General features: G+C 61.1%; 20 protein-coding genes. 7 read left to right on the top strand and 13 right to left on the bottom strand.

Annotation, left to right across the window (positions count from 1 at the left end; translation table 11 throughout):
• Nucleotides 1-15: 15 nt before the first annotated feature.
• Entirely contained in the window at nucleotides 16-801 is a 786-nt protein-coding gene (gene xth, locus LB557_RS18390; RefSeq protein ID WP_140715894.1) for an exodeoxyribonuclease III, read from the bottom strand.
• Between the two features lie 334 nt (nucleotides 802-1,135).
• On the opposite strand from xth, the gene LB557_RS18385 reads away from it, so the two are divergent.
• The 4 genes from LB557_RS18385 (at nucleotide 1,136) to LB557_RS18370 (ending at nucleotide 4,455) form a co-directional block, all read left to right on the top strand.
• A complete protein-coding gene (locus tag LB557_RS18385) occupies nucleotides 1,136-2,062 on the top strand; it encodes an NAD(P)/FAD-dependent oxidoreductase (RefSeq protein WP_224643891.1) in 927 nt (308 codons plus the stop codon).
• 146 nt (nucleotides 2,063-2,208) lie between these two features.
• Nucleotides 2,209-3,198: an alpha/beta fold hydrolase gene (locus LB557_RS18380; RefSeq protein WP_224643892.1), complete on the top strand. Its 990-nt coding sequence runs from the start codon at nucleotides 2,209-2,211 to the stop codon at nucleotides 3,196-3,198.
• A 43-nt stretch (nucleotides 3,199-3,241) separates the two neighbouring features.
• Nucleotides 3,242-3,772, top strand: a complete 531-nt coding sequence (locus LB557_RS18375) for a DUF1003 domain-containing protein (RefSeq protein ID WP_041163348.1) — start codon at nucleotides 3,242-3,244, stop codon at nucleotides 3,770-3,772.
• Between the two features lie 290 nt (nucleotides 3,773-4,062).
• Nucleotides 4,063-4,455, top strand: a complete 393-nt coding sequence (locus LB557_RS18370) for a response regulator (protein WP_015316412.1) — start codon at nucleotides 4,063-4,065, stop codon at nucleotides 4,453-4,455.
• Nucleotides 4,456-4,794: 339 nt separating this feature from the next.
• On the opposite strand, the gene LB557_RS18360 is transcribed toward LB557_RS18370, so the two are convergent.
• From LB557_RS18360 to LB557_RS18345, 4 genes are all read right to left on the bottom strand, one after another.
• On the bottom strand, nucleotides 4,795-4,971 hold the full coding sequence (locus LB557_RS18360; protein ID WP_157163632.1) for a hypothetical protein: 177 nt from the start codon (nucleotides 4,969-4,971) through the stop codon (nucleotides 4,795-4,797).
• Nucleotides 4,972-5,143: 172 nt separating this feature from the next.
• Complete coding sequence (locus LB557_RS18355) at nucleotides 5,144-5,737, bottom strand: sigma factor-like helix-turn-helix DNA-binding protein (protein ID WP_015316414.1); 594 nt, start codon at nucleotides 5,735-5,737, stop codon at nucleotides 5,144-5,146.
• Nucleotides 5,738-6,114: 377 nt separating this feature from the next.
• Nucleotides 6,115-6,351, bottom strand: a complete 237-nt coding sequence (locus LB557_RS18350; RefSeq protein WP_015316415.1) for a DUF6894 family protein — start codon at nucleotides 6,349-6,351, stop codon at nucleotides 6,115-6,117.
• A 19-nt stretch (nucleotides 6,352-6,370) separates the two neighbouring features.
• Nucleotides 6,371-7,105: a Crp/Fnr family transcriptional regulator gene (locus tag LB557_RS18345; RefSeq protein ID WP_015316416.1), complete on the bottom strand. Its 735-nt coding sequence runs from the start codon at nucleotides 7,103-7,105 to the stop codon at nucleotides 6,371-6,373.
• Between the two features lie 73 nt (nucleotides 7,106-7,178).
• On the opposite strand from LB557_RS18345, the gene LB557_RS18340 reads away from it, so the two are divergent.
• Nucleotides 7,179-7,595, top strand: a complete 417-nt coding sequence (locus LB557_RS18340; RefSeq protein WP_041163349.1) for a hypothetical protein — start codon at nucleotides 7,179-7,181, stop codon at nucleotides 7,593-7,595.
• Between the two features lie 245 nt (nucleotides 7,596-7,840).
• Nucleotides 7,841-11,182, top strand: a complete 3,342-nt coding sequence (locus LB557_RS18335; RefSeq protein ID WP_015316418.1) for a DEAD/DEAH box helicase — start codon at nucleotides 7,841-7,843, stop codon at nucleotides 11,180-11,182.
• Here LB557_RS18335 and LB557_RS18330 read toward each other — a convergent pair.
• The 6 genes from LB557_RS18330 to LB557_RS18305 all read right to left on the bottom strand — a co-directional run bounded on the left by LB557_RS18330 (nucleotide 11,111) and on the right by LB557_RS18305 (nucleotide 16,632).
• Complete coding sequence (locus tag LB557_RS18330) at nucleotides 11,111-11,341, bottom strand: hypothetical protein (protein WP_015316419.1); 231 nt, start codon at nucleotides 11,339-11,341, stop codon at nucleotides 11,111-11,113. The two genes, LB557_RS18335 and LB557_RS18330, sit on opposite strands and share 72 nt — an antisense overlap.
• Nucleotides 11,342-11,462: 121 nt before the next feature.
• On the bottom strand, nucleotides 11,463-11,879 hold the full coding sequence (gene cyoD, locus LB557_RS18325; RefSeq protein ID WP_015316420.1) for a cytochrome o ubiquinol oxidase subunit IV: 417 nt from the start codon (nucleotides 11,877-11,879) through the stop codon (nucleotides 11,463-11,465).
• Nucleotides 11,876-12,562: a cytochrome (ubi)quinol oxidase subunit III gene (locus LB557_RS18320; RefSeq protein ID WP_015316421.1), complete on the bottom strand. Its 687-nt coding sequence runs from the start codon at nucleotides 12,560-12,562 to the stop codon at nucleotides 11,876-11,878. The genes cyoD and LB557_RS18320 overlap by 4 nt, the downstream gene beginning before the upstream one ends.
• The gene (gene cyoB / locus LB557_RS18315; protein ID WP_224643895.1) at nucleotides 12,559-14,562 is read right to left on the bottom strand and encodes a cytochrome o ubiquinol oxidase subunit I; all 2,004 of its coding nucleotides are present in this window, start codon (nucleotides 14,560-14,562) and stop codon (nucleotides 12,559-12,561) included. Before cyoB ends, LB557_RS18320 begins: the two co-directional genes overlap by 4 nt.
• A gap of 2 nt (nucleotides 14,563-14,564) precedes the next feature.
• On the bottom strand, nucleotides 14,565-15,512 hold the full coding sequence (gene cyoA, locus LB557_RS18310; RefSeq protein ID WP_224643893.1) for a ubiquinol oxidase subunit II: 948 nt from the start codon (nucleotides 15,510-15,512) through the stop codon (nucleotides 14,565-14,567).
• 250 nt (nucleotides 15,513-15,762) lie between these two features.
• Nucleotides 15,763-16,632: an MBL fold metallo-hydrolase gene (locus LB557_RS18305; protein WP_015316424.1), complete on the bottom strand. Its 870-nt coding sequence runs from the start codon at nucleotides 16,630-16,632 to the stop codon at nucleotides 15,763-15,765.
• Nucleotides 16,633-16,945: 313 nt separating this feature from the next.
• Here LB557_RS18305 and LB557_RS18300 point away from each other — a divergent pair, with 313 nt between their 5' ends.
• Entirely contained in the window at nucleotides 16,946-18,115 is a 1,170-nt protein-coding gene (locus LB557_RS18300) for a beta-glucosidase (protein ID WP_224598625.1), read from the top strand.
• A 58-nt stretch (nucleotides 18,116-18,173) separates the two neighbouring features.
• On the opposite strand, the gene LB557_RS18295 is transcribed toward LB557_RS18300, so the two are convergent.
• Nucleotides 18,174-18,695 (bottom strand): ferritin-like domain-containing protein, encoded by a 522-nt coding sequence (locus LB557_RS18295; protein ID WP_015316426.1) that lies wholly within the window; start codon nucleotides 18,693-18,695, stop codon nucleotides 18,174-18,176.
• Between the two features lie 34 nt (nucleotides 18,696-18,729).
• The gene (glf, locus tag LB557_RS18290) at nucleotides 18,730-19,893 is read right to left on the bottom strand and encodes a UDP-galactopyranose mutase (RefSeq protein WP_015316427.1); all 1,164 of its coding nucleotides are present in this window, start codon (nucleotides 19,891-19,893) and stop codon (nucleotides 18,730-18,732) included.

Raw genomic sequence — 19,893 nt, 5'->3', positions numbered from 1 at the left:
GCCCGATGTCTCGGTTCACCGGGGCCAGTCGAGTTCGATCCAGGCTGGCGCGTGATCGCTTGGCTTGTCCCATCCCCGTACCGTCTCATCCACGCCCGCGCCGGCCAGCCTGTTCGTGAGCGAGGGGCTCACGAGAAGATGGTCCATGCGAAGGCCGGAACTGCGGTCGTAACCGCCCCGATAGGAAAAATTCCAGTAGGTATAGACGCCTCTCTCGGGACGGATCAGCCTGACGGCGTCGGTCCAGCCATCGGCAAGCAGGTCGGCGTAAGCCTGTCGGCTCTCCGGGAAGTAGACGGCGTCGCCCAGCCATCGTGCCGGAACCGCGGCGTCGATCGGCGCCGGCACCACGTTGTAGTCGCCGCAAAGCAGGCTGGCGGGCGCGTCCTTGATCAGGAGCCGTCCGTAGTCGATCAGCCGCTCGAACCAGCGGAGCTTATAGTCGAACTTCGGACCAGGCGCCGGGTTGCCGTTGGGCAGGTATAGGCAACCAACGACGAGACCGTCGATCTCCGCCTCGATGTAACGGCTATGCGTGTCATCGGCGTCACCGGGCAACCCGCGCCGACGCTCATGCGGCTGCTTGCCCCGAGCGAGAATGGCTACGCCGTTGTACGACTTCTGTCCGTGCCATATCGCCCCGTAGCCGGCGTTGCTGATGGCATCGGCAGGAAACTTTTCGTCCGATGTTTTCAATTCCTGGAGACAGATGATGTCGTAGTGCGTCTCACCCAGCCATTTGAGCAGAACCGGCAATCGACCGTTGACGCCGTTTACGTTAAAGGTAGCGACCCGGATCATCTGAAGCCTTGAGGCATCCATTCATAAAATGGCGCTCCCCGTTTGAGCGAGTTCGGCATCGTCCTTTGTCGGCGGCCTCAGCTCTTCACTCATATCATTCATGGCCTGCCAGCCGCCCGACGTCGTTTGAGGACGAGGTCAGCGGTTGTGTTTCGCAGGTGCTCACCTCGTCCGTCAGGATTAACCCCGAAGCGGTAAGAAGGTTTCGACGCCGAGCAGGACCGGTGTGACAACGAGATCGAAGCTCTCTGGCTGCGGCTGAAGCCGGCCGGGCTTATGCGGTCTCTCCGCGTGTCGTGCTGGAACATCGAACGAACCAGATAGTTCGCCGCTGATGGAGCAAACCTGCGGTGAAAGCCATGCCGGTCACCCGCTCGCCGACGCTGAAGATGTGCTGATCGTCGGAGGCGGGCCAGCGGGACTGACTGCGGCCCAATATCTCGCCCGTTTTCGCCATCGCGTGCTGGTGGTCGATGCCGGCCAGCCCCGTGCCGCTCTGATCCCGAAAAGCCATAACTGTCCGGGCTTTCCCGAAGGGATAACTGGCCCCGACCTTCTCGATCGGCTTGGCCGCCACGCGAGCTTGTACGGAGCAACCTTGATGCGGGGGCAGGTGTTTTCGCTGGCCGCTGGCGAGGGAGGCTTTGATGCTGAGACCTCGATCGGCGCAATCCGCGCGCGTAAGGTTTTCCTGTCGACCGGGATTGTCGACACGACACCCGAATTGCCCCGCTTGGCGGAGGCAATTGCGGCCGGTGTCGTTCGGCTTTGTCCGGTGTGCGACGGATATGAGGTGATCGACCGGAAGATAGCGGTCGTGGGGCAGGGTGACAGCGCCTTGCACGAGGCCATTTTCCTCAGCCGATTCACACCACACGTAACGATGCTGGGGACCCACGCATCGGACTTTTCAACCAGCACGCGTCGCGCGGCGGGCGAAAGAGGGATAGTCATCCGTCACACTCTCGACAGGCTCAGCCCGGCTGTTGACGGTTGTGCGGCGATTTTGCAGGATGGAGCGACCTGCCGCTTCGATGCAGTCTACGCGGCCTTGGGATGCAAGGTGCGCTCGCACCTCGCCCTGGCCGTCGGCGCGAGATGTTGCGCCGAGGGCTACGTCACGGTCGATGAGCACCAGCAGACTTCCGTCGCCGGCATGTACGCCATCGGCGACGTTGTGAAAGCGCTGAATCAGATTGCGGTCGCGTTTGGACAAGCTGCCATCGCCGCGTCCCATGCCCATAGAGAGCTTACCGCCTAGGCCGTTTGAGCCGGCTACAAAGCGTCGTCTTTGTCCAGCGGAACAAGCCGCCACTCCGAAGGTTTGGGCAGGCAGGGCACCGGGCAGGGCAGTTGCTGGCAGGCATGGGCATGGCGTTCGACAGGGATGGACCGAAGCTATCGACCGTGCTGCTCATCGCCGCATTATCGGCACTTGCCGGGTACAATCACGCCCGCGCCAAACGTGCGCTTGTTGGCCGGGCGCACGGCCATGTCATGGAGGTTGACGGTCTTCGCCTGCATTTTATCGAAGCCGGCACCGGCATGCCGCTCATTCTGCTGCATGGAAACGGATCCATGGCACAGGATTTCAAGTCGAGCGGCATCTTCGATCAGGCGGCAAAAACCTATCGGGTACTCGCATTTGATCGGCCGGGCTTCGGGCGAAGCACGCGGTCGCGCGGCCGGCGGTGGTCTGCCCGCGACCAAGCCGATCTCATACATGCCGCCGCCGGCAGGCTGGGTATCGAGAACTACATCGTGCTTGGACATTCGTGGGGCGCTTGGGTAGCCCTCGAATTGGCGCGCAGGCATTCTCCTTCGGTTGCCGGCGTCGTGCTGGTCTCCGGCTATTACTATCCGCCGCCGCGGCTTGGTCTTGCGCTGGCCGCCCTCCCGGCTCTGCCATTCGTCGGCACCGCGTTTCGCCACACCTTGCTGCCGGTGCTTGTGAGGCTTGCCTGGCCTTGGACGATGCAGAAGATCTTCCACCCAGCGGATGTCGCTGCCGACTTCGCCGTTCTCGCAAAAGATATCGCCAGCCGCCCTTCCCAACTGCGGGCGGTGTGTTCGGAATCGGCATCGATGCTGGCGGCGGCCCTGCTGACGAAGGCCAGCTACACGGACATTGCCGTCCCGACCGGCATCCTGGCGGGTTCTGGAGACCGGCTGTTCGACGCCGAGGGGGAGGCACGACGCCTGCATGCGGAGGTCGGTGGGTCCCTCCTCGACGTCGTTGAGGGCGCCGGCCATATGGTTCATCAGAGCGCCCCGGGGGCGGTGATCGCCATGGTGGACACGATTGCAGGACGGCACTCCTCGTCTGAAGAGACCGGCGGCCATGAGCCCGCGAGTTCAGGCGGTGCAGCCTCGCCGGACGTGCCAGGCGGGCGATGAGCAACGCTCGGATGACATTGGCCGCCAAACCGGGCTTTCAAAGATGAACGATCAGCATCCCGCCGACATGCAGTCGGTCCTTCAGCAGAACATACAGGCTCTGGTCGACCACAGGCGACAACAGGAGGAGCACCAAGGCGTTCAGGTGCGAATTGCCGGCATCATTTCGCGCTTCGCGGGAAGCATGCCTTTTGTCTATTTGCATCTCGCAATTCTGATCGCCTGGATCCTTGCGAACCTTGGCCTGATACCGGCCGTCCCAGCCTGGGACCCAACTTTTGTGATCCTGGCCATGGTGGCTTCGGTCGAGGCGATCTTCCTGTCCACCTTCGTGCTGATCAACCAAAACAGAATGGCCGAACACAGCGAGCGCCGAGCGGAGCTGGATCTGCAGATCAGCCTTCTCAACGAGCACGAAACCACGAGGCTCATCGAAATGGTGGCTGCTTTGACGGAGCGCCTCAATGTCTCCACACCGGCCGATCAGGAGCTGCCGCAACTGGCCGAGAATGTCGATCCCCGGCAGGTGATGACGGAAATCCAGCAAGCTTCTGGAGATCAGGAGAAATCTTGAGCAAAAACGAAATGCCCCGCATTGGAGGCGGGCTGCCGCGGAGGCTAATCGAATAAGAGCCTACATCCAGAGGAACATTCGCTGCACTTCAAGGTTCGGTCGCGGGCCTACAATCCTCCCTTGTCTTGGCCTTCGAGGCTGTCGAAGCAGCTTCAGCCCGTCTCGGCTTTCCGAGGCGGGTTTCTCATGACTCCGCCGCGAGGTCGCGGTGACAACAGGCCGATGCGTGTCATATGGAACCAAGTTGACGCCGAGATCGTAGTAGCGGTGGCGACTTGGGGATATCCCGGATGAGCGATGGCGTTGTTCTGATCGTCGAAGATGAGACGATGATACTGCTCGACCTCGAGTCAGCTTTGGAAGAGGCTGGCTTTCAGGTCGTCGGCGTTCGAAATGCTGCCGAGGCGCTGGCGGCCTTCGACCCCGATCCCACCAGGTTCAAGGCCGTGCTCACCGACATCCGTTTGGGGCCGGGACAATCCGGGTGGGAGATCGCCCGGCATTTGCGTAGGTCCAACTCGACCATCCCAGTTGTCTATATGAGCGGCGACAGCGCGGTACACTGGGGCGCGGAAGGAGTGCCCAACAGCATTATGATCACCAAGCCCTTCTTTCTGCCGCAAATCATAACCGCCGTTTCGCAGCTTTTAAACGCTCGGCAAGCCCCAGAAACTCACATCTAGCGCTGATAAGCTTTTTCTCCTTCCACGAAAACCCATGGAACATTCTGTCCCGACCAGCGTTAGGGCGCGCCGGAGAATCCTTATTGTAGGTTTCTTGCAGTGCATGGGCGGGATGAAATGCATAGGGATGCCTATACCCCATCGGAACTTGCCGTACTGAGCCGTGTCCTTGCACGCAGCAATCTCAAGAACGAGACTGAAGCCGAGAGAGAACGGCGCGCATCGCGCATCCTTGCTTACTACCAAGCCGGGATCACGGACGAGAACGAGCTTGAACAGCTGTCCCGGCAGCCGCTGGGAAGATGACGACTGAGCGTCCGTGTCTCGGCAAGCATGCACTTATTCGTCGAGCTTTCGGTCGAGTTCGTCGAGCAATGACCGATGCTCGCGCGGCATGTCAGCGTCTGTCGGTAAGTCCAGCAACTGGCGAAGCTGGCGACGGCTGGCGTCCGATGCAATCCACTGACGTATGAGACGGGCTATGGCCTTCTGTTGCGCCTTGCCGATTTCTTCCATGTTGGGAACCCGAGCTTGTCCGAGGGTCGAACTCGGCGGATCCCCTCATGGTTCCCTGTCATGGATAACAAACCGGCGGTTGAGCTATAGGCTATCTCAGGGCAAGTGGTGCGTGGCTGCCTGACAGGCATTCCGAATTTTTGCGTTGAACACTGCCGCGCTTTGCTCACCATCAATTCGATATTTCAGGCGTGGCTTCCGCCGGGACACCCGACAGGACAGCCATTCTTGTCCTCGCATCCTGTATCCGGCCCTTGATGGTGGCTGTGTCGCAATCGCAGATGTCGGCGGCGTCTTCATAGGACAGTCCGAGCATGCAAACCAGAACGATGGCCTGCCGCTCCGGATCCGCCAGGAGGTCAATGGCACGCGCCACCCTGGGGCCGGCTTCCATCTGTTCCTGTGTGTCCGTGGCAAAAGGTTCTGACAGGCAGCTCGCCGGTCCTCGAGGCTGGGGGGCTGTGCCTTCAAGCCTGGCCAAGGAAGCCCTACGCATGGTGGCGAAGATCCAGGGCTTTACCCGGCTTCCGTCAAGACCATCGAGATCTGCAATCCCTTTGACCAGTGTTTCTCGGACAAGATTGTCAGCTTCGTCGATGCTGCCGCTGAGCGAACGTGCGAATGCCCGCAATGCGGGAACAAGGTCGACCAGGTTCGTCTGTTCGCCAGAACCTGGCAAGGACGATCCGCCAGGGTCGGTAGCGGGCTGTGTCTGCTCCGCAAGCGCCGGATCGGACTCGTTGAGCTTGCGACGGTGGTCAGCCATCACACCGATCCTCCAGGGACATGGGACCTGGTTCGTGTCGGTCTGATCTGGTGGGGTGAAGGGTCCAAGAAGCGACAATTGTCATGTTTTGCTCCAGGCTGATACTCGGGCCCGTCATCAGCAGGGTCCTGCGTGCGAGCAAGGGTGCATTGTCCCCCGGCACGCACAGACCCAATTAATCCGGTCGCCGACTAGGCGCACTTACATAGATTAAAGCGCCCACCCGCTTGCATCGATGGATCCACTCCATGACCGAGCCCTGAGTCATCCTATGGCTCGCGGCCCTTCGAGAGTTCTCGCTCGATGCAGTCCGATGGCCATGTTGAAGCTGGTTGGGTGGGGGGCTGATCCGATAATGGCGCGAAAATCGGCCGAATTCATCTCATCAATTTGATCTGAAGCGAGAGGCTTAGCCGCAGAACCTTGTCGCCATTTTCATCACGCACCTCGACAAACAATTTCTGGCCGTCGACGCTTTTCAATGCGTCTCTCGTAAGATCGATAAGGCCCTCGAATCCGACTCGGCGCACCTCTTCTAGGCCAGCGCATTCGACACCTATCTCATCCTGCAAGACCAAATCGCGATCGCCGGTGTCAAAGAAAAATCGTGCCATGGGAGAGCTTCCGTCACCACTAATCTGCCGGGTTCTTTTGATGCAGGTAAGTCGTGTCGAAATCCCCTGCGTGAGTGAGGCCGGGCCAGTCGATTGCATGCATTCTCGACCCCGTGGTGGCGATCAGGCCTTCACGTCGTAGTTCCTGAAGCATTCGGTTGACGTGGACCGTCGACAAACCCAATGCGTCGCCAAGTGCGGCTTGGGTTATGGGAATATCCGCAATGTGATCCTGAATGCGTCCCACCGCCCGCAAGCGAAATATGAGTTCGCACAAAATGTGAGCCATGCGGGTGTAAGCCTCACGTCTTCCAACGTTGGTGACCCACTCCCTGTACATCGCGGCGTCGATCAGCGTCGACCGCCAGAAAGCGGTGGCGATGCGAGGGTGCTGGTCACAGATGCTGCGTAGAACATCGTGTCGCATGAAGCCCACTCGGGCCGGCGTCATGGTCGAGAAATTACAATCCATGACCGACAGATGCAGCCCGTGCAGATCGGGAATGTCCCCGGCCACGAAGAAAGACGTGATCTGTCGCTTTCCTTCGCTTGTGTATTTGGTGGACCCGACCAAACCATCCAGGACGACAAACGAGTAAACAGGATGGTCACCCTCACGCACCAGGTCGTGGTTGGCCGAAAAATCTTTCTCCTGAATCGGTATGCTTTTCAAAACCGCGATTTCGGCTTCTCGAATGTCCGAGATGGTCTGAAGCTTGCGGATAAGTACATCCGAGGACGAAGAGGGGGACAAAATGGCTACCTAGCTGATGTTGCCCACCGAACTTTTATCCCAGCCAAAAGTTCCGGATGGCGGTGAAATCCGAATGAGCAGAACCTGGTTTGCCAAAGGCGCGATCAAAACCGCAGCCCACGGAACAAACGCACCCACGGCTTTGTACGTTTTCATACCTAACGCCGCTCCGCCGGAACGTAGGGTAGGCATTCGCGGTTACGTCGGACTCTTCGGGGAGTTCGCCATGGATGAGCCTAAGACAGCTTTCATTGATCGCCTGATCAAGGAAACCAGCGTCAGCGAAAAAGACGCCCGCGAACTGATAGCCCTGCTAGGGCTCAATTGGTCGTCCTTGGTCCGGGAAGCGAAGCTCCTGAAGCCACAGGCCCACGGTGCCTCTTATATGAGCGTGGACGGCGGCGGCGTCTCTGATTTCCAAACGAATTCTAACCAGGTCTCCGAGCAAGGCGGCCATTCTAGCCCGCTGGTCGGAAAGGCTGACACGTAGCGCCCGCGTCATTACGAGCTCGTTCAAAGTTGTGGAGATTCTGGAAGCATGGCCGGCTAAACGGCCATCGTCGGCGGCGGTGACCGTTTCCAACAGAAGCGGCTCATCGAGAGCCGCATCGTTGGCGCGTTGCTCCATAGAACGCAAGACCGCGCGCGCTGCCAACTGCCTGCAACACTTTAATCCGCGCCTCAGGAACGGAGTGGTCCCACTGACGTTCTCGACGGTGGCAAGGTGAGACCTCAGTGAACAGACCCATTTCGCGGACGGAAATCATCGAAGAAATGGATCACCCGTCGAATGACAGGGACCTCGCGAGAGATCAGGGCGCCTCGCCTTCCGCCGCAATCGCGGCGGCGCTGGCCGACTCCCTTGAGAGCGGTCCAAACAAGCATATTGTCCATATAGCCGCCTCGGAACGCAGTGCCGAAGAGACCGCTGCGGCTTTGCGTCAGTTTCTGCCGAGCGCGGACGTCATCTTCCTGCCGTCCTGGGATTGCCTGCCTTACGACAGGGTATGGCCGACACGCGCCAATATGGGGCGGAGGCTTCGCGCTCTGCGTGAGATCGCGAGCGAGCCAAAACGTCCGCGCATCGTGGTTCTGTCGATCGAGACTACTCTCCAGCGGGTGCCGCCCGCACCAGTCATTGCTGGCGGTTTTACAATTCTGGAACTCGGACAAGAGTTCGACCCGGATGGTTTCCGAACGAGAGCAGAGGCGATTGGATACGGTGTCGACGAAAGGGTCGACGAACCGGGCGAGATAGCCTTTCGGGGCGACCTCATGGACATATTCCCTGCTGGCGCCGATCACCCGGTTCGCGTCGTCATCGGTACAGATAGCTGCATCCGGGAACTCAAGACCTATGACCCCATCAGCCAGCTTAGCGAACAGTCGCGCGAGTCGGTCACGGTTGGGCCAGCATCCGAGCTGATTTTCGCAACGGGGGATCATCCTGAGTTGGCAGCGATGCGCGCGACGTCGATGGAAGAACGCCTCGTCGCGTTGTACGGCAGCATGCCGTCGGTCTTCGATGTGGCATCCGGCGCCTGTGTCTCCATCGCGGAAGCTCTCGAAGGCGCGCCGCTCGACCGCTTCCTGGGCCTGATCGAAGATGCTCGTGGTGCGAGGCAGGAGGTTGCCGCGCCCGCCAAACCCTTGCCGGAACAGTTTTACCTGTCGCGTCAAGAATGGGACGTCGCGGTCCGTAAACGCCACGGCACGAGTCTCGCCGTTTCTGCCGCGCGAGTTCCCAAATTCTTCCAGCAGGCGCGATCCGGGCATCGGTTCGCCGAATTTGCGGAAAGGCAGACAAGGTCGGGTGTCACCGTGGCATTCGCGGGCGAGGCCTCCGAACTGCAGCGAGCCGATCGTCTGCTCGATCGGAAGCTTGGTCGGCGAATGGGGGAAGTGGCGGACTGGCCGCGGATCCGTTCGGCCCCAAGGGGCTCTCTTCTCAAGGCCGAGATCGTTCTCGACGAAGGCTTTGTCGACGAGCAATCTGGCATCGCGGTGGTGGCCGCGGCCGACCTGTTTGGCCACGCCTTGAAAGCAAACGGCAGCGCGGCCACCAGCATGCTCGAACCCGAGTTGCGCATTGGCGACGTCGTCGTCCATGAGGACCATGGCCTGGCCACGCTGGTGGCGGTCGAACAGGTCGAGTTGGCCGGTCAGCAGCAGGATGTCGTCAGGCTGGAATATCAGGACGGAGCTTCCTTGCTGGTCCCGGTCGATGAGTTTGGGCGGATATGGCGCTACGGCTCGGAACCCGCTGCAGTGCCGCTCGATCGCTTGAACAGCGATGGGTGGCTCAACCGACGCAAGGCGGCGCTGCGCGATATCGACAGGCTGGCCAAGCGCTTGAGGGACCTTGCCAATGCCAGGTCCAGCCAGCCTGCCGCGATCATAAAACCCTCTCGCGCCGACCTTGCCCGGTTCGCGGCGCGGTTTCCCTATACCGAGACTCCCGACCAGGCTGCCGCCATCCGCGACGTGCTCGGCGACCTGTCGTCGGGGAGAACAATGAATCGCCTTGTCTGCGGCGACGTCGGCTTCGGCAAGACAGAGGTGGCCCTGCGGGCTTGCGCCGCCGCGGCCCTCTGCGGGAAGCAGGTGGCGGTGATAGCGCCGACAACGGTGTTGGCACGTCAGCACTACGAGACGTTCAGCAGAAGATTTGCGGGAACCGGCCTCGACGTCGCCCACCTCTCGAGAATGGTCGGAGCGGCGGAGGCGAGAGCGGTGAAGGAGCGGCTGCGGAGCGGTCAGGTCGCGGTGGTTGTGGGTACCCAGGCCCTGGCGGCCAAGAGCGTCAGCTTCGCCAATCTCGGACTGCTGGTGATCGACGAGGAGCACCGGTTCGGCGTCAAGTTGAAGCAGGCGCTGCGGAACATGGCGCCCTGCCTTCATACGCTGAGCATGAGCGCCACGCCGATACCGCGGACGCTGCAATCGGCGATGTCAGGCGTCCAGGAGGCCAGCGTCCTCAACTCTCCGCCCGCCAAAAGACGTCCCGTTCGCACCATCCTGGCGCCCTTCGATCCAGCTTCGGCAAGAGCCGCCCTTTTGCGCGAGTTTCGTCGGGGCGGACAGAGCTTCCTGGTGGTTCCGCGCATCGAAGACATCGATCCGGTTCGCCTGCAGCTAAACAGACTGGTGCCGGAACTCGCGGTCAAGACGGCGCACGGCGAAATGAAAGGGAGACAACTGGACGACATCATGGTCGGGTTCGCTAACGGTGACGGCGACGTCCTGTTGAGCACCGACATCATCGAGAGCGGCCTCGACGTGCCGCGGGCCAACACCATACTGATCTGGCGAGCGGACAGGTTCGGTCTGGCACAGCTGCACCAGCTTCGCGGCCGGGTCGGAAGGGGGGCGGTGCAGGCTATTGCTCTTCTTCTGACCGAGCCTGGCATCGAACTGGCCGAAGGCACAAGAGCCCGACTTTCGACCATGATTGCGCTCGATCGGCTTGGCTCCGGCCTTGCGATCAGCCAAAGGGACCTCGACCTGCGCGGGGCAGGAGACCTTTTCGGCGAAGATCAAGCCGGACACATGAAGCTGATCGGAGCAGGCCTTTACCAACATTTTCTGCAGCGGGCGGTCTCGCTGGCTGCGGGAGGGGCCGATACCGACAAGCAGCTTGCCGACATCAACGGCGCCGGAAAAGGGGCCTTTCCCGAAAGTTACGTCAACGAGCCGACGGTGCGCGTCAGCCTCTATGCGAGGCTGTCTCGTTTAGCTGCCGAGACGGACCTCGATGCATTCGGCGAAGAGCTTGAGGACCGCTTTGGAGACATGCCCGGCGAAGTGGCGGATTTACTGGAACTGACCAGGTTGCGCATAGCCGCGGCGGACCTGGGCATCAGCAAAGTCGATGTGGGACCAGAAGGGATCGCGATTACCTTCCGCAAGAAGCCCGTGGCATCAAAATGGCGCTTTAAAAACGCACAGGGCTTCGAGTTCCGCAACGGCCGGCTGATTTTCAGGCCCCCGATCCAGTCTCGCGGCTCAGGTATCGATGCCGTCCGCTCGGTGCTCGGTGCCTTGCGTGCAGCCCGGCCGGCGCGGCGCCGCCCATGATGGGTTCGCTCGGATCACCGGTTCCAGATCGTGGGGAAAGTCCGGCGCTTCGATGGGCAGTTCGTCAGCCGGCGTTCTTTCCCTTTGAGTCACGGCCGGAAGCATTTCGGCGACCTCGATGAGGATATCCTTGACGAAGTGATTGATCTGGGCGTCCATCTACCGCGAGCCTGTTGTCTCCGATGGCGTCCGAACTTGCTGCCCGAACCAAAGTTCCCGCCTGAGACGCGTGACGAGGCGAGCGAAAGTCAGCTAATACCGTGTCCGGCGTGCGGTTCGCTCAAGGCATCACTCCGGCTTGATGGGCGGTCATGGCAGCCATATTCTGATCCAGATGGGCCATGATCCAGACTGAGCCCAGAACCACCAGCGCCACGATCAGCACGCCGAAGGCCAGGGCCAGGACGTTGTTGGTGTTGTCCCGTCCGGTCGTCAGGTGGAGAAAGAAGACAAGATGCACGCCCATCTGCGCGACAGCGAGCACCACCAGGGCCGAAATTACCGCCGGCTGGTAGATCAGGTTGGTCTGAGCCGCCAGGAACGAAGCGATCGTCAGCAGGATGGCCAGGCCGAAGCCAAGCAGGTAGCCAGAGAGGCCCCCCGCCATTTCGTGCTCGGTTATGCGTTCCTCGCCCGGTGCTGAATCGCGGCGGTCTGGCGTCTCGCCGGTCCCGCTCTCGCCTCCGATCTCGGTCATGGCGATGCTCCTAGCAGATAAACCAGGGTGAAGATGGCAACCCAGATGATGTCGAGCGCGTGCCAGAAGAGCCCGAAGCAGTGGAGCCGCCGCAAAATATCGGACCGAAAACCCTTGACCCACAGCTGCGCCATCATGGTGCCTAGCCAGAGCAGGCCGAGTGCGACGTGGGTCCCGTGGCAACCAACGAGTGCGAAGAAGGCCGAAAGAAATGCGCTTCGAGACGGGCCTGCCTGCTCGCCGGCCATCGCCGCGAACTCCTGCACCTCCAGGAGCAGGAAGGCTGCCCCGAGCAGGCCCGTAACCAGCAGCCAGAACTGGGTGGCAGCCATCGATCTGCGGTGGCTCGCGAGCGTTGCCAAGCCGCCGGTGAAGCTCGAACTGAGCAGAAGGCCCGTTTGCACCGCAACGCGCGTGGGCTCGAACAGATCCTTGCCGGCCGGCCCGTCGGCGGTTGCCTTGGCGAGCACGGCATAGGCGGCGAAGAAGGCCGAGAACATGATGATGTCGGACAGCAGAAAGATCCAGAACCCGTAGGCAACGGTGACGAACTTCGACGCTGGGCCGCCCTGTCCGTGGCCCGTCGCGGATCTTGCACCATGGCTGCCGGTGCGATTGACCCGGTATTGGTCGCGTGTCTGGCCGTCGGCGCTGATGTCGGTGGTGAAGGCGTGATCGCTCATACCGGACGTTCCCAGCTGCGCAGGAAGGCAAGCCGCGCGGCTCGGCCGTTTCGGTCTATTCGCGCGACCTCATCGGCGGGGATCTCGTAGTCGCCATGATTGCGCCAGGCGAAGACGACGAAGGTGGCGTAGGCGCCGATGAAGCCGACGATCGCCAGCCACCAAATGTGCCAGATCAGCGCGAAGCCGATCAGCGTACTGAAGAAAGCGGTGACGAAGCCCGTCGGGCTGTTGCGCGGCATCTCGATAGGCTCGTACGCGGCCTCCGTCTCCGCGCCCTGCTCCTCGATCCCCCGCTGCTTGATGGTCCAGTAGGGTTCTTCGTTCTCGACATGTGGCAGCCGCGCAAAGTTGAAGGCGGGCGGAGGGGAGGGTGTCGACCATTCCAGCGAACGCCCATCCCACGGGTCGCCGGTCTCGTCGCGAAGCTTGTCGCGATGCCGGATCGAAACCACCAGCTGCATGATCTGCAGTGCGGCGCCGATGATCATCACCAGCACGCCGAACGCGGCCACCACCAGCCACGGTGCCCAAAGATCCATGTCGATGTGCTGAAGGCGCCGCGTCATGCCAAGCAGGCCGACGATATAAAGGGGCACGAAGACCAGCATGTAGCCGACCAAGGTGACCCAAAACGCCGCCTTCCCCCAACCTTCGTGCAACCGGAAGCCGAATGCCTTGGGGAACCAGTAGGTGAAGCCGGCGAAGGCGCCGAACAGCACGCCCGAGATGATGACGTTGTGGAAATGTGCCACGAGGAAAAGCGAGTTGTGCAGCACGAAGTCGGCGGGCGGGACGGCAAGCAGGACGCCGGTCATGCCGCCGACGGTGAAGGTGGTGACGAATGCCAGTGCCCAAAGCATGGACGTGTCGAAGCGAACGCGCCCGCCATACATGGTAAAGAGCCAATTGTAGATTTTTACGCCGGTGCCGACGGCGATGACCGAGGTGGCGATGCCAAACGCAGCATTGACGTCGGCACCGGCGCCCATGGTGAAGAAATGGTGCAGCCAGACCATGAACGAGACGATGCAGATGAACATCGTCGCCGCGACCATCGAACGATATCCGAACAGCGGCTTTGACGAGAAGGTCGAGAAGATCTCGGAAAAAATCCCGAAGGCTGGAAGCACCAGGATGTAAACCTCGGGATGGCCCCAGGCCCAGATCAGGTTGACGAACATCATCTGATTTCCGCCGGCTTCGTTGGTGAAGAAATGGAAGCCGAGATAGCGGTCCAGCGTCAGCATCGCGAGCGTGGCGGTGAGGATCGGGAAGGCCGCGACGATGAGCAGGTTGGATGCTAGCGATGTCCAGCAGAACATCGGCATGCGCAGATACCCCATTCCCGGCGCACGCATCTTGAGGATGGTCGTCACCAGGTTCACGCCGGTCAGCAGCGTGCCGACGCCGGAGATCTGGATCGACCACAGATAATAGTCGACACCGACGCCCGGCGAGTAGGTGGTTTCCGACAAGGGCGCATAGGGCAACCAGCCGGTGCGCGCGAACTCGCCGATGACAAGCGAGATGTTGACCAGCAGGGCTCCGGTAGCCGTCAACCAGAAGCTGACTGAGTTGAGCGTCGGAAAGGCGACATCGCGGATGCCAAGCTGCAGCGGCACGACGAAATTCATCAGGCCGATGATGAAGGGCATTGCCGCGAAGAAGATCATGATCGTGCCGTGCGCCGAAAAGATCTGGTCGTAATGCTCGGGCGGAAGATAGCCTGGACCGTGGATGGCCAGCACCTGTTGCGTGCGCATCATGATGGCATCGATGAAGCCACGCAAAAGCATGAGCATCGCGAGCACGATGTACATCACGCCGATGCGTTTGTGGTCGACCGAAGTTATCCACTCGCTCCACAGATAGGGCCAATATCCCTTGAGACTTATCCAGCAGAGCACCGCTGCCGCGGCGAGGAACACCGCGAAGGCCGCACCGAGGGGGATAGGTTGGTCGAACGGAATCGCCGACCAATCGAGCTTGCCGAGCATCGTCATTCTCCCCCTTCTGCCTGCTGGTGGTGCGCCATGGCCGCCGCTCGTAACGCCTTCGGACTGACCTGTGGCTCACCGCTGCCGGCACTTTCAGCGGGGCCGGGGCCGGGCGGCAGCGTCTGCTGAACAACCGCTTCGAACAGCCCGGGCTGCACGTGGCCGAACGAAGCCGGCGGCAGGTTTGTGCTTTGCCGGGCGAGCTCGCGGTAAGCGTCGGCGTTGAGCACGCCGCCGCCACCACGCAACGATGACGTCCAGCGGGTGAACGCATCAGGCGAAACCGCGGTCACGCTGAAGTTCATGTCCGAGAAGCCGTCGCCGCTGAAATGCGCCGACTGACCGAAATAGCTCCCCTCGCGGTCGGCCTGCAGATGCAACTCGGTCTGCATGCCGTTCATGACATAGACCATGCTGCCAAGCTGAGGCACGAAGAACGTGTTCATCACGCTGGCCGAGGTCAGCTTGAAATGCACGGGAACGCCGGCCGGGATGACCAGCTGGTTGACCGCTCCAACACCCTGCTCGGGATAGAGGAACAGCCATTTCCAATCGAGCGCCACCACTTGGATGTCGAGCGGTGGCTGCGCCGAGGCGATCGGTTTGCGCGGATCGAGGTGATAGGAACCGTAATAGATCAGTCCGCCAAGGAAGAGGATGGTGAGCGTCGGAATCGACCAGACGATCAACTCGATCCGGCCTGAATAGGTGAATTCCGGGTCGTAACGGGCATTGCTGTTCGAGGCGCGGAATTTCCAAGCGAAGGCCAGCAGTGCGATCAGCGTCGGAATGACGATCACCAGCATCACCGCCAGCGAGTTCAAAAGGATCGTGCGATTGCCCGCGCCAATTGGCCCTTGCGGGTCGAGCACGCCCCCCGCGCAGCCGGGCAAGAATGCGGCTGCGGGTATCCAGAGCAGCGAACGCGCCGGCTTGAAGGTGGGTGGCAATAACAGTGGCTGCGCCACGCATCTCGGGGAGGACACGTCGTGAGGGCACGCATTCTTCGCGTTTTCCATCTAAGTCTTCCCTGACGCAGAATTCGAGATACGCCCGGTGTCGCCTGCCGCCCAACGAACGCCTAACTGGCGCCTGTGACGTTTGTTCCGCCGCCGCCCGTCTTGGGCCGCCCGGGCGGCAAAGCCGGCGCGTTTTTGACAGATCTTGAGAACCGCAGCAGAGCGCTGCGCTCGGACAGGCTCAGCTATTTGGAACCGTCGCCGGCTCGCGCACGAATTTCATCTTCGGCGGCACGGCAAACTCCGTGAACCGATCAGCCAGGCTGTCAAGAGCTTGACGCATGCCCATGCCAGCCGCCGCCGCCCCATGTCCACTGATGACCATCTGCGGCTTCAGCGCGGCCAGGCGCTTCACCGATCTTTCCGCCGCATCCCAGTCCGGCGTGAAATAGCGTGGCGGACCGTGCATCTCGAGATCCTGAACGGCGACCTCATAGACCGACTCCTGGCCTGTGGTGATGAAAGCGTCCCCTACGATCAGCGAGCGGTCCTCCTCGCGCCAGAGCGAGATATGCCCCGGGGCGTGTCCTGGCGTGTGCAGCCACTGCCATCCGGGCATTCCGGGGATCGAACCGTCGGCCGGCAAGAGTTCCAGACGGTTGCCAAGATCGATCGGCCCGCGTGGAAATAGCGGCGAGAGCAGCGCCATCAGTCCACCCCCGACCCAGGGGTCCGGCGGCGGATAGGATGTGGTCCCGTCCAGATAGGGGCGCTCGAGCGGGTGCGCGAAGACAGGCACGTCCCACGTATTCGCCAGGTCCAGAACCGTTCCCACATGGTCGAAATGGCCGTGCGTCAAGATGATCGCAGCCGGCCGCGCGTCAATCCCGAAGCGCTTCTCCGCCACAGCAAGGATGCTGCTCCGGGACGTCGGCAACCCGGTATCGATCAGCACCCATTTCCGGTCTCCGCTGCCCGGTGCGCCGAAGAACACGACATTGACGATTGCCAGCCGCAAATAACCCAGATCCGGTGCGATGCTCCAAGCACCGTCGCCACGATCCTCGCGCCTGGCATGGTCGATATCGGAAAGTTGAATTTGAACGGTCATGTGATCCCGTGCCTCTGTTGTTTGCCGGGCAGCCAGTCGAGTTAAGCGACGCCGGTGCTACATCGCCCCGAACTTGGCTCGAGCCTCCTTGTTCCTGATGTTGCCACTCGCCACCCAGCTCGCGGGCGGTCGACCACCGGAACAAAGGCTCGGCCAGTCGGTTCGGCTTTACCCCGCTCAGGCAGGATGAGGGGTCAGCTGAGCTGAGCAATGGGATGCGGCTTGCCTGATCGGATCCGGCGTTTTGCCAAGGCAATTCGCGGTCCAAACAGGGCGGCCGAGTTTGAAACCGACTGCCCAAAGGAGACTTCGAATGGACGAAGTGGGACGCACGGACGGGCACGAAGTGGGTGAGTCGGCTCCGAAAGCTTCGCGCTTTGCCAGTTTTTTCATGGCGGGCTTTGAGTGCTCCTCGCATCGGCGCAAGGATGGCGTCCGCCTCGACCTTATTCGTGCGACTTCGCATAGTTTGCATGCCCTCGGCGATTACCGGGCCTGCGCCGAACTCGGCCTGCGCACCATTCGCGATGGGCTACGCTGGCACCTGATCGAAACCGCTCCTGGAACCTATGACTGGTCAAGTTGGATGCCTATGGTCGAGGCAGCCCAATCGGCAGGGGTCCAGGTCATCTGGGACATCTTCCATTATGGATCCCCGGATCATGTCGATCAGGGGTCCATCCAGTTCATCGATGCCTATGCCTCGTTCGCGGCGGAAGCCGTGAGGGTGTACCGTTCGATAACCGGAACATCGCCTCTGTTGTGTCCGATCAACGAAATCTCCTTCTTCGCCTGGGCCGTCGAGGTCGGCTATTTCCCGCGCGTAGGGCCGAACAAGCGGGGATGGTTCAAGCGGCACCTCGTCAAGGCTGCCATCGCCGGTGTTCGTGCAATGCGGGAGGTCGATCCGGCATGCGGATTTGTCTGGGCCGAGCCGCTCATCCACATCGCGCCTCGCGACCGGACCCGCGGCGAACGGCGCCGCGCCGAAAACGCCCGACTGGGACAGTTCGAGGCCTACGACATGTTGCTGGGCCGCGTCGAACCGGAGTTGGGCGGCAGCGAGGATGTTGTCGACGCCGTGGGCCTGAACTTCTACCCACACAATCAATGGTACATAAATGGACCGACCATTCCGATGGGGCACCACGAGTACCGTGCTCTGTCGGAAATGCTGATCGAGGTCGCTCATCGATACGGCAAGCCGATGTTCATTGCCGAAACCGGCTCGGAGGGATCGGGCGGGGCGGCTTGGCTCCACTATGTCTGCGACGAGGTGCGTGCGGCGATAAAACTCGAAGCGCCGATCGAGGGTATTTGCCTGTATCCGATAACCGCTTACCCCGGGTGGGATAATTCCCGACATGCGGAGGTGGGATTGTTTTCCGTCATCCAGGCGGATGGCACGCGACGCCTCCGCCAGCCCGTCGCGGACGAACTGGTTCGGCAGCAAGATCTGTTCGCACCAAACCGGACGCGTTGAAGGAGCGGCCGGCAACCAGGCGGGGGCGGCGTTGTGGATGCCGCCCCTGGCCGTTGGATCAGCTTTTTGCGGTCTCCCCCGCCGCGCGCAACTTGGCGTACCGCAGGGTCACGTCGCTCAGATTTTCCTTAAGCCAATCGGCCATCGCTTCCTCTTCGCTCAGATTTTGCTTGAGGACCGTTTCGGCATCCTGGAAGCCGCCGGCCTCGGCGAGCACCAGGAGCGAATTGTAGGCAGCGATCTCGTAGTTCTCGAAGGCGAAATTCGCTAGGCTGTTCTTGATGATCTCGTCGCCTGCCATCGAGTGTCCCATGGCAGCCATGCTGCCAACCATCGACAGGGCCGTGTCCTTGAGAGTCGAGTGCTCTTCATCGAGACCCTCCAGGACCGTCTCGAGCCGAGTGATCTGGCCCTCGGTCTCTTGAATATGCCGGCGCAAGCGATCAGCCACCTCAGGATAATTCTCGATACGCTCGACCTGTGGTTTCATGATCGACAGCGCTTGGTTCTCCATGGCATGGGCGTTGCGCAAGCCAACAATGAATATCGAACGGCTCTCCGAGTTGAAGTTTGTATCCATCGCAATTCTCCTTCTGTTTTCTGCCGCGGTTAATTCAGCTCCCATGTGCGGGAGAACTCGCCACCAGTCCGGCCAGGGACGTCCTTCCAGTGCCCGCCCATTCCGGCAGACTTTTCTGGATGCGAGCGAAAGTGGCCAGAGCCTGTCCGACCACTTGGTCCATGTTGTAGTAGCGGTATGTTGCCAGGCGGCCGACAAACCACACGTCGGGACAGGCTGCGGAGAGCGCTTCGTAGCGCTTGTAGAGGGCTTCGTTTTCGGCTCGCGGCACCGGGTAGTACGGGTCGCCGATATCCGTCGGGTATTCGTAAGTCAGGCTGGTCCGCGCGTTCTGCTGGCCGGTCAGATGTTTGTACTCCGTGATGCGGGTGTAATCTTGCGTCTGCGGATAATTGACGACGGCAACCGGCTGAAACTGCTCGCGGTCCAGGGTGACGTGCTCAAAACGCAGCGAGCGATAGGGAAGATGCCCAAGCTGCCACCCGAAATATTCATCGATTGGACCGGTATAGATCATCCGCCTGAACGGAATCTTCTCACGGATTTCGCGGAAATCGGTCTGCAGCATGATCTTTATGTTCGGATGGTCGAGCATGCTTTCGAACATCCTGGTGTATCCGCCGGCCGGCATTTTCTGGAAGCTGTCGCTGAAATAGCGGTCGTCACGGTTGGTCCTGGTCGGCACTCGTGCCGTCACCGACTTGCTCAGTTGACTGGGATCGACGCCCCATTGCTTCCTGGTGTAGCCACGGAAGAATTTTTCGTAGAGCTCGCGGCCCACCGTGCTGACAACGACATCCTCGGCCGTGCGAACGTCCTCCACAGTCTCGCGTCGCGACGCGAAGAATTCCTCCAACTGGGCCGAGGTCAGTTCCAGTCCATAAAGGCTGTTGATCGTGTCGAGATTAATCGGGATGGGAACGAGTTTCCCGTCCACCGCCGCCAACACCCTGTGCTCGTATGACCGCCACTCGGTGAACTGCGACAGGTAGTCCACGATCGCCTGGCTGTTGGTGTGGAAGATGTGCGGACCGTAGCGGTGGATCAGGATGCCGGCTTCATTGTAGCAATCATACGCATTGCCGCCGACATGGCCGCGACGATCTACCAGCAGGACGCTTTCGTGACGCTGCGAGGCTATCCTTTCGGCAAGCACGCTGCCGGCAAAACCCGCCCCGACGACCAGCCAGTCGAACAT

Origin of the sequence: Mesorhizobium sp. BR115XR7A, assembly GCF_020165315.1 — a bacterium.
GTDB classification, from domain to species: Bacteria; Pseudomonadota; Alphaproteobacteria; order Rhizobiales; family Rhizobiaceae; genus Mesorhizobium; species Mesorhizobium australicum.
The sequence above is the reverse complement of the archived record's forward strand: the minus strand, read 5'-3'. Positions and strand labels throughout refer to the sequence as shown.

Bases quoted from the DNA above. Each gene is read 5' to 3' on its own strand.
- xth (WP_140715894.1), bottom strand. From the start codon at position 801: ATGATCCGGGTCGCTACCTTTAACGTAAACGGCGTCAACGGTCGATTG.
- LB557_RS18385 (WP_224643891.1), top strand. From the start codon at position 1,136: ATGGAGCAAACCTGCGGTGAAAGCCATGCCGGTCACCCGCTCGCCGAC.
- LB557_RS18375 (WP_041163348.1), top strand. From the start codon at position 3,242: ATGAACGATCAGCATCCCGCCGACATGCAGTCGGTCCTTCAGCAGAAC.
- LB557_RS18370 (WP_015316412.1), top strand. From the start codon at position 4,063: ATGAGCGATGGCGTTGTTCTGATCGTCGAAGATGAGACGATGATACTG.
- LB557_RS18360 (WP_157163632.1), bottom strand. From the start codon at position 4,971: ATGGAAGAAATCGGCAAGGCGCAACAGAAGGCCATAGCCCGTCTCATA.
- LB557_RS18355 (WP_015316414.1), bottom strand. From the start codon at position 5,737: ATGGCTGACCACCGTCGCAAGCTCAACGAGTCCGATCCGGCGCTTGCG.
- LB557_RS18350 (WP_015316415.1), bottom strand. From the start codon at position 6,351: ATGGCACGATTTTTCTTTGACACCGGCGATCGCGATTTGGTCTTGCAG.
- LB557_RS18340 (WP_041163349.1), top strand. From the start codon at position 7,179: ATGAGCAGAACCTGGTTTGCCAAAGGCGCGATCAAAACCGCAGCCCAC.
- LB557_RS18330 (WP_015316419.1), bottom strand. From the start codon at position 11,341: ATGGACGCCCAGATCAATCACTTCGTCAAGGATATCCTCATCGAGGTC.
- cyoD (WP_015316420.1), bottom strand. From the start codon at position 11,879: ATGACCGAGATCGGAGGCGAGAGCGGGACCGGCGAGACGCCAGACCGC.
- LB557_RS18320 (WP_015316421.1), bottom strand. From the start codon at position 12,562: ATGAGCGATCACGCCTTCACCACCGACATCAGCGCCGACGGCCAGACA.
- cyoB (WP_224643895.1), bottom strand. From the start codon at position 14,562: ATGCTCGGCAAGCTCGATTGGTCGGCGATTCCGTTCGACCAACCTATC.
- LB557_RS18305 (WP_015316424.1), bottom strand. From the start codon at position 16,632: ATGACCGTTCAAATTCAACTTTCCGATATCGACCATGCCAGGCGCGAG.
- LB557_RS18300 (WP_224598625.1), top strand. From the start codon at position 16,946: ATGGACGAAGTGGGACGCACGGACGGGCACGAAGTGGGTGAGTCGGCT.
- LB557_RS18295 (WP_015316426.1), bottom strand. From the start codon at position 18,695: ATGGATACAAACTTCAACTCGGAGAGCCGTTCGATATTCATTGTTGGC.
- glf (WP_015316427.1), bottom strand. From the start codon at position 19,893: ATGTTCGACTGGCTGGTCGTCGGGGCGGGTTTTGCCGGCAGCGTGCTT.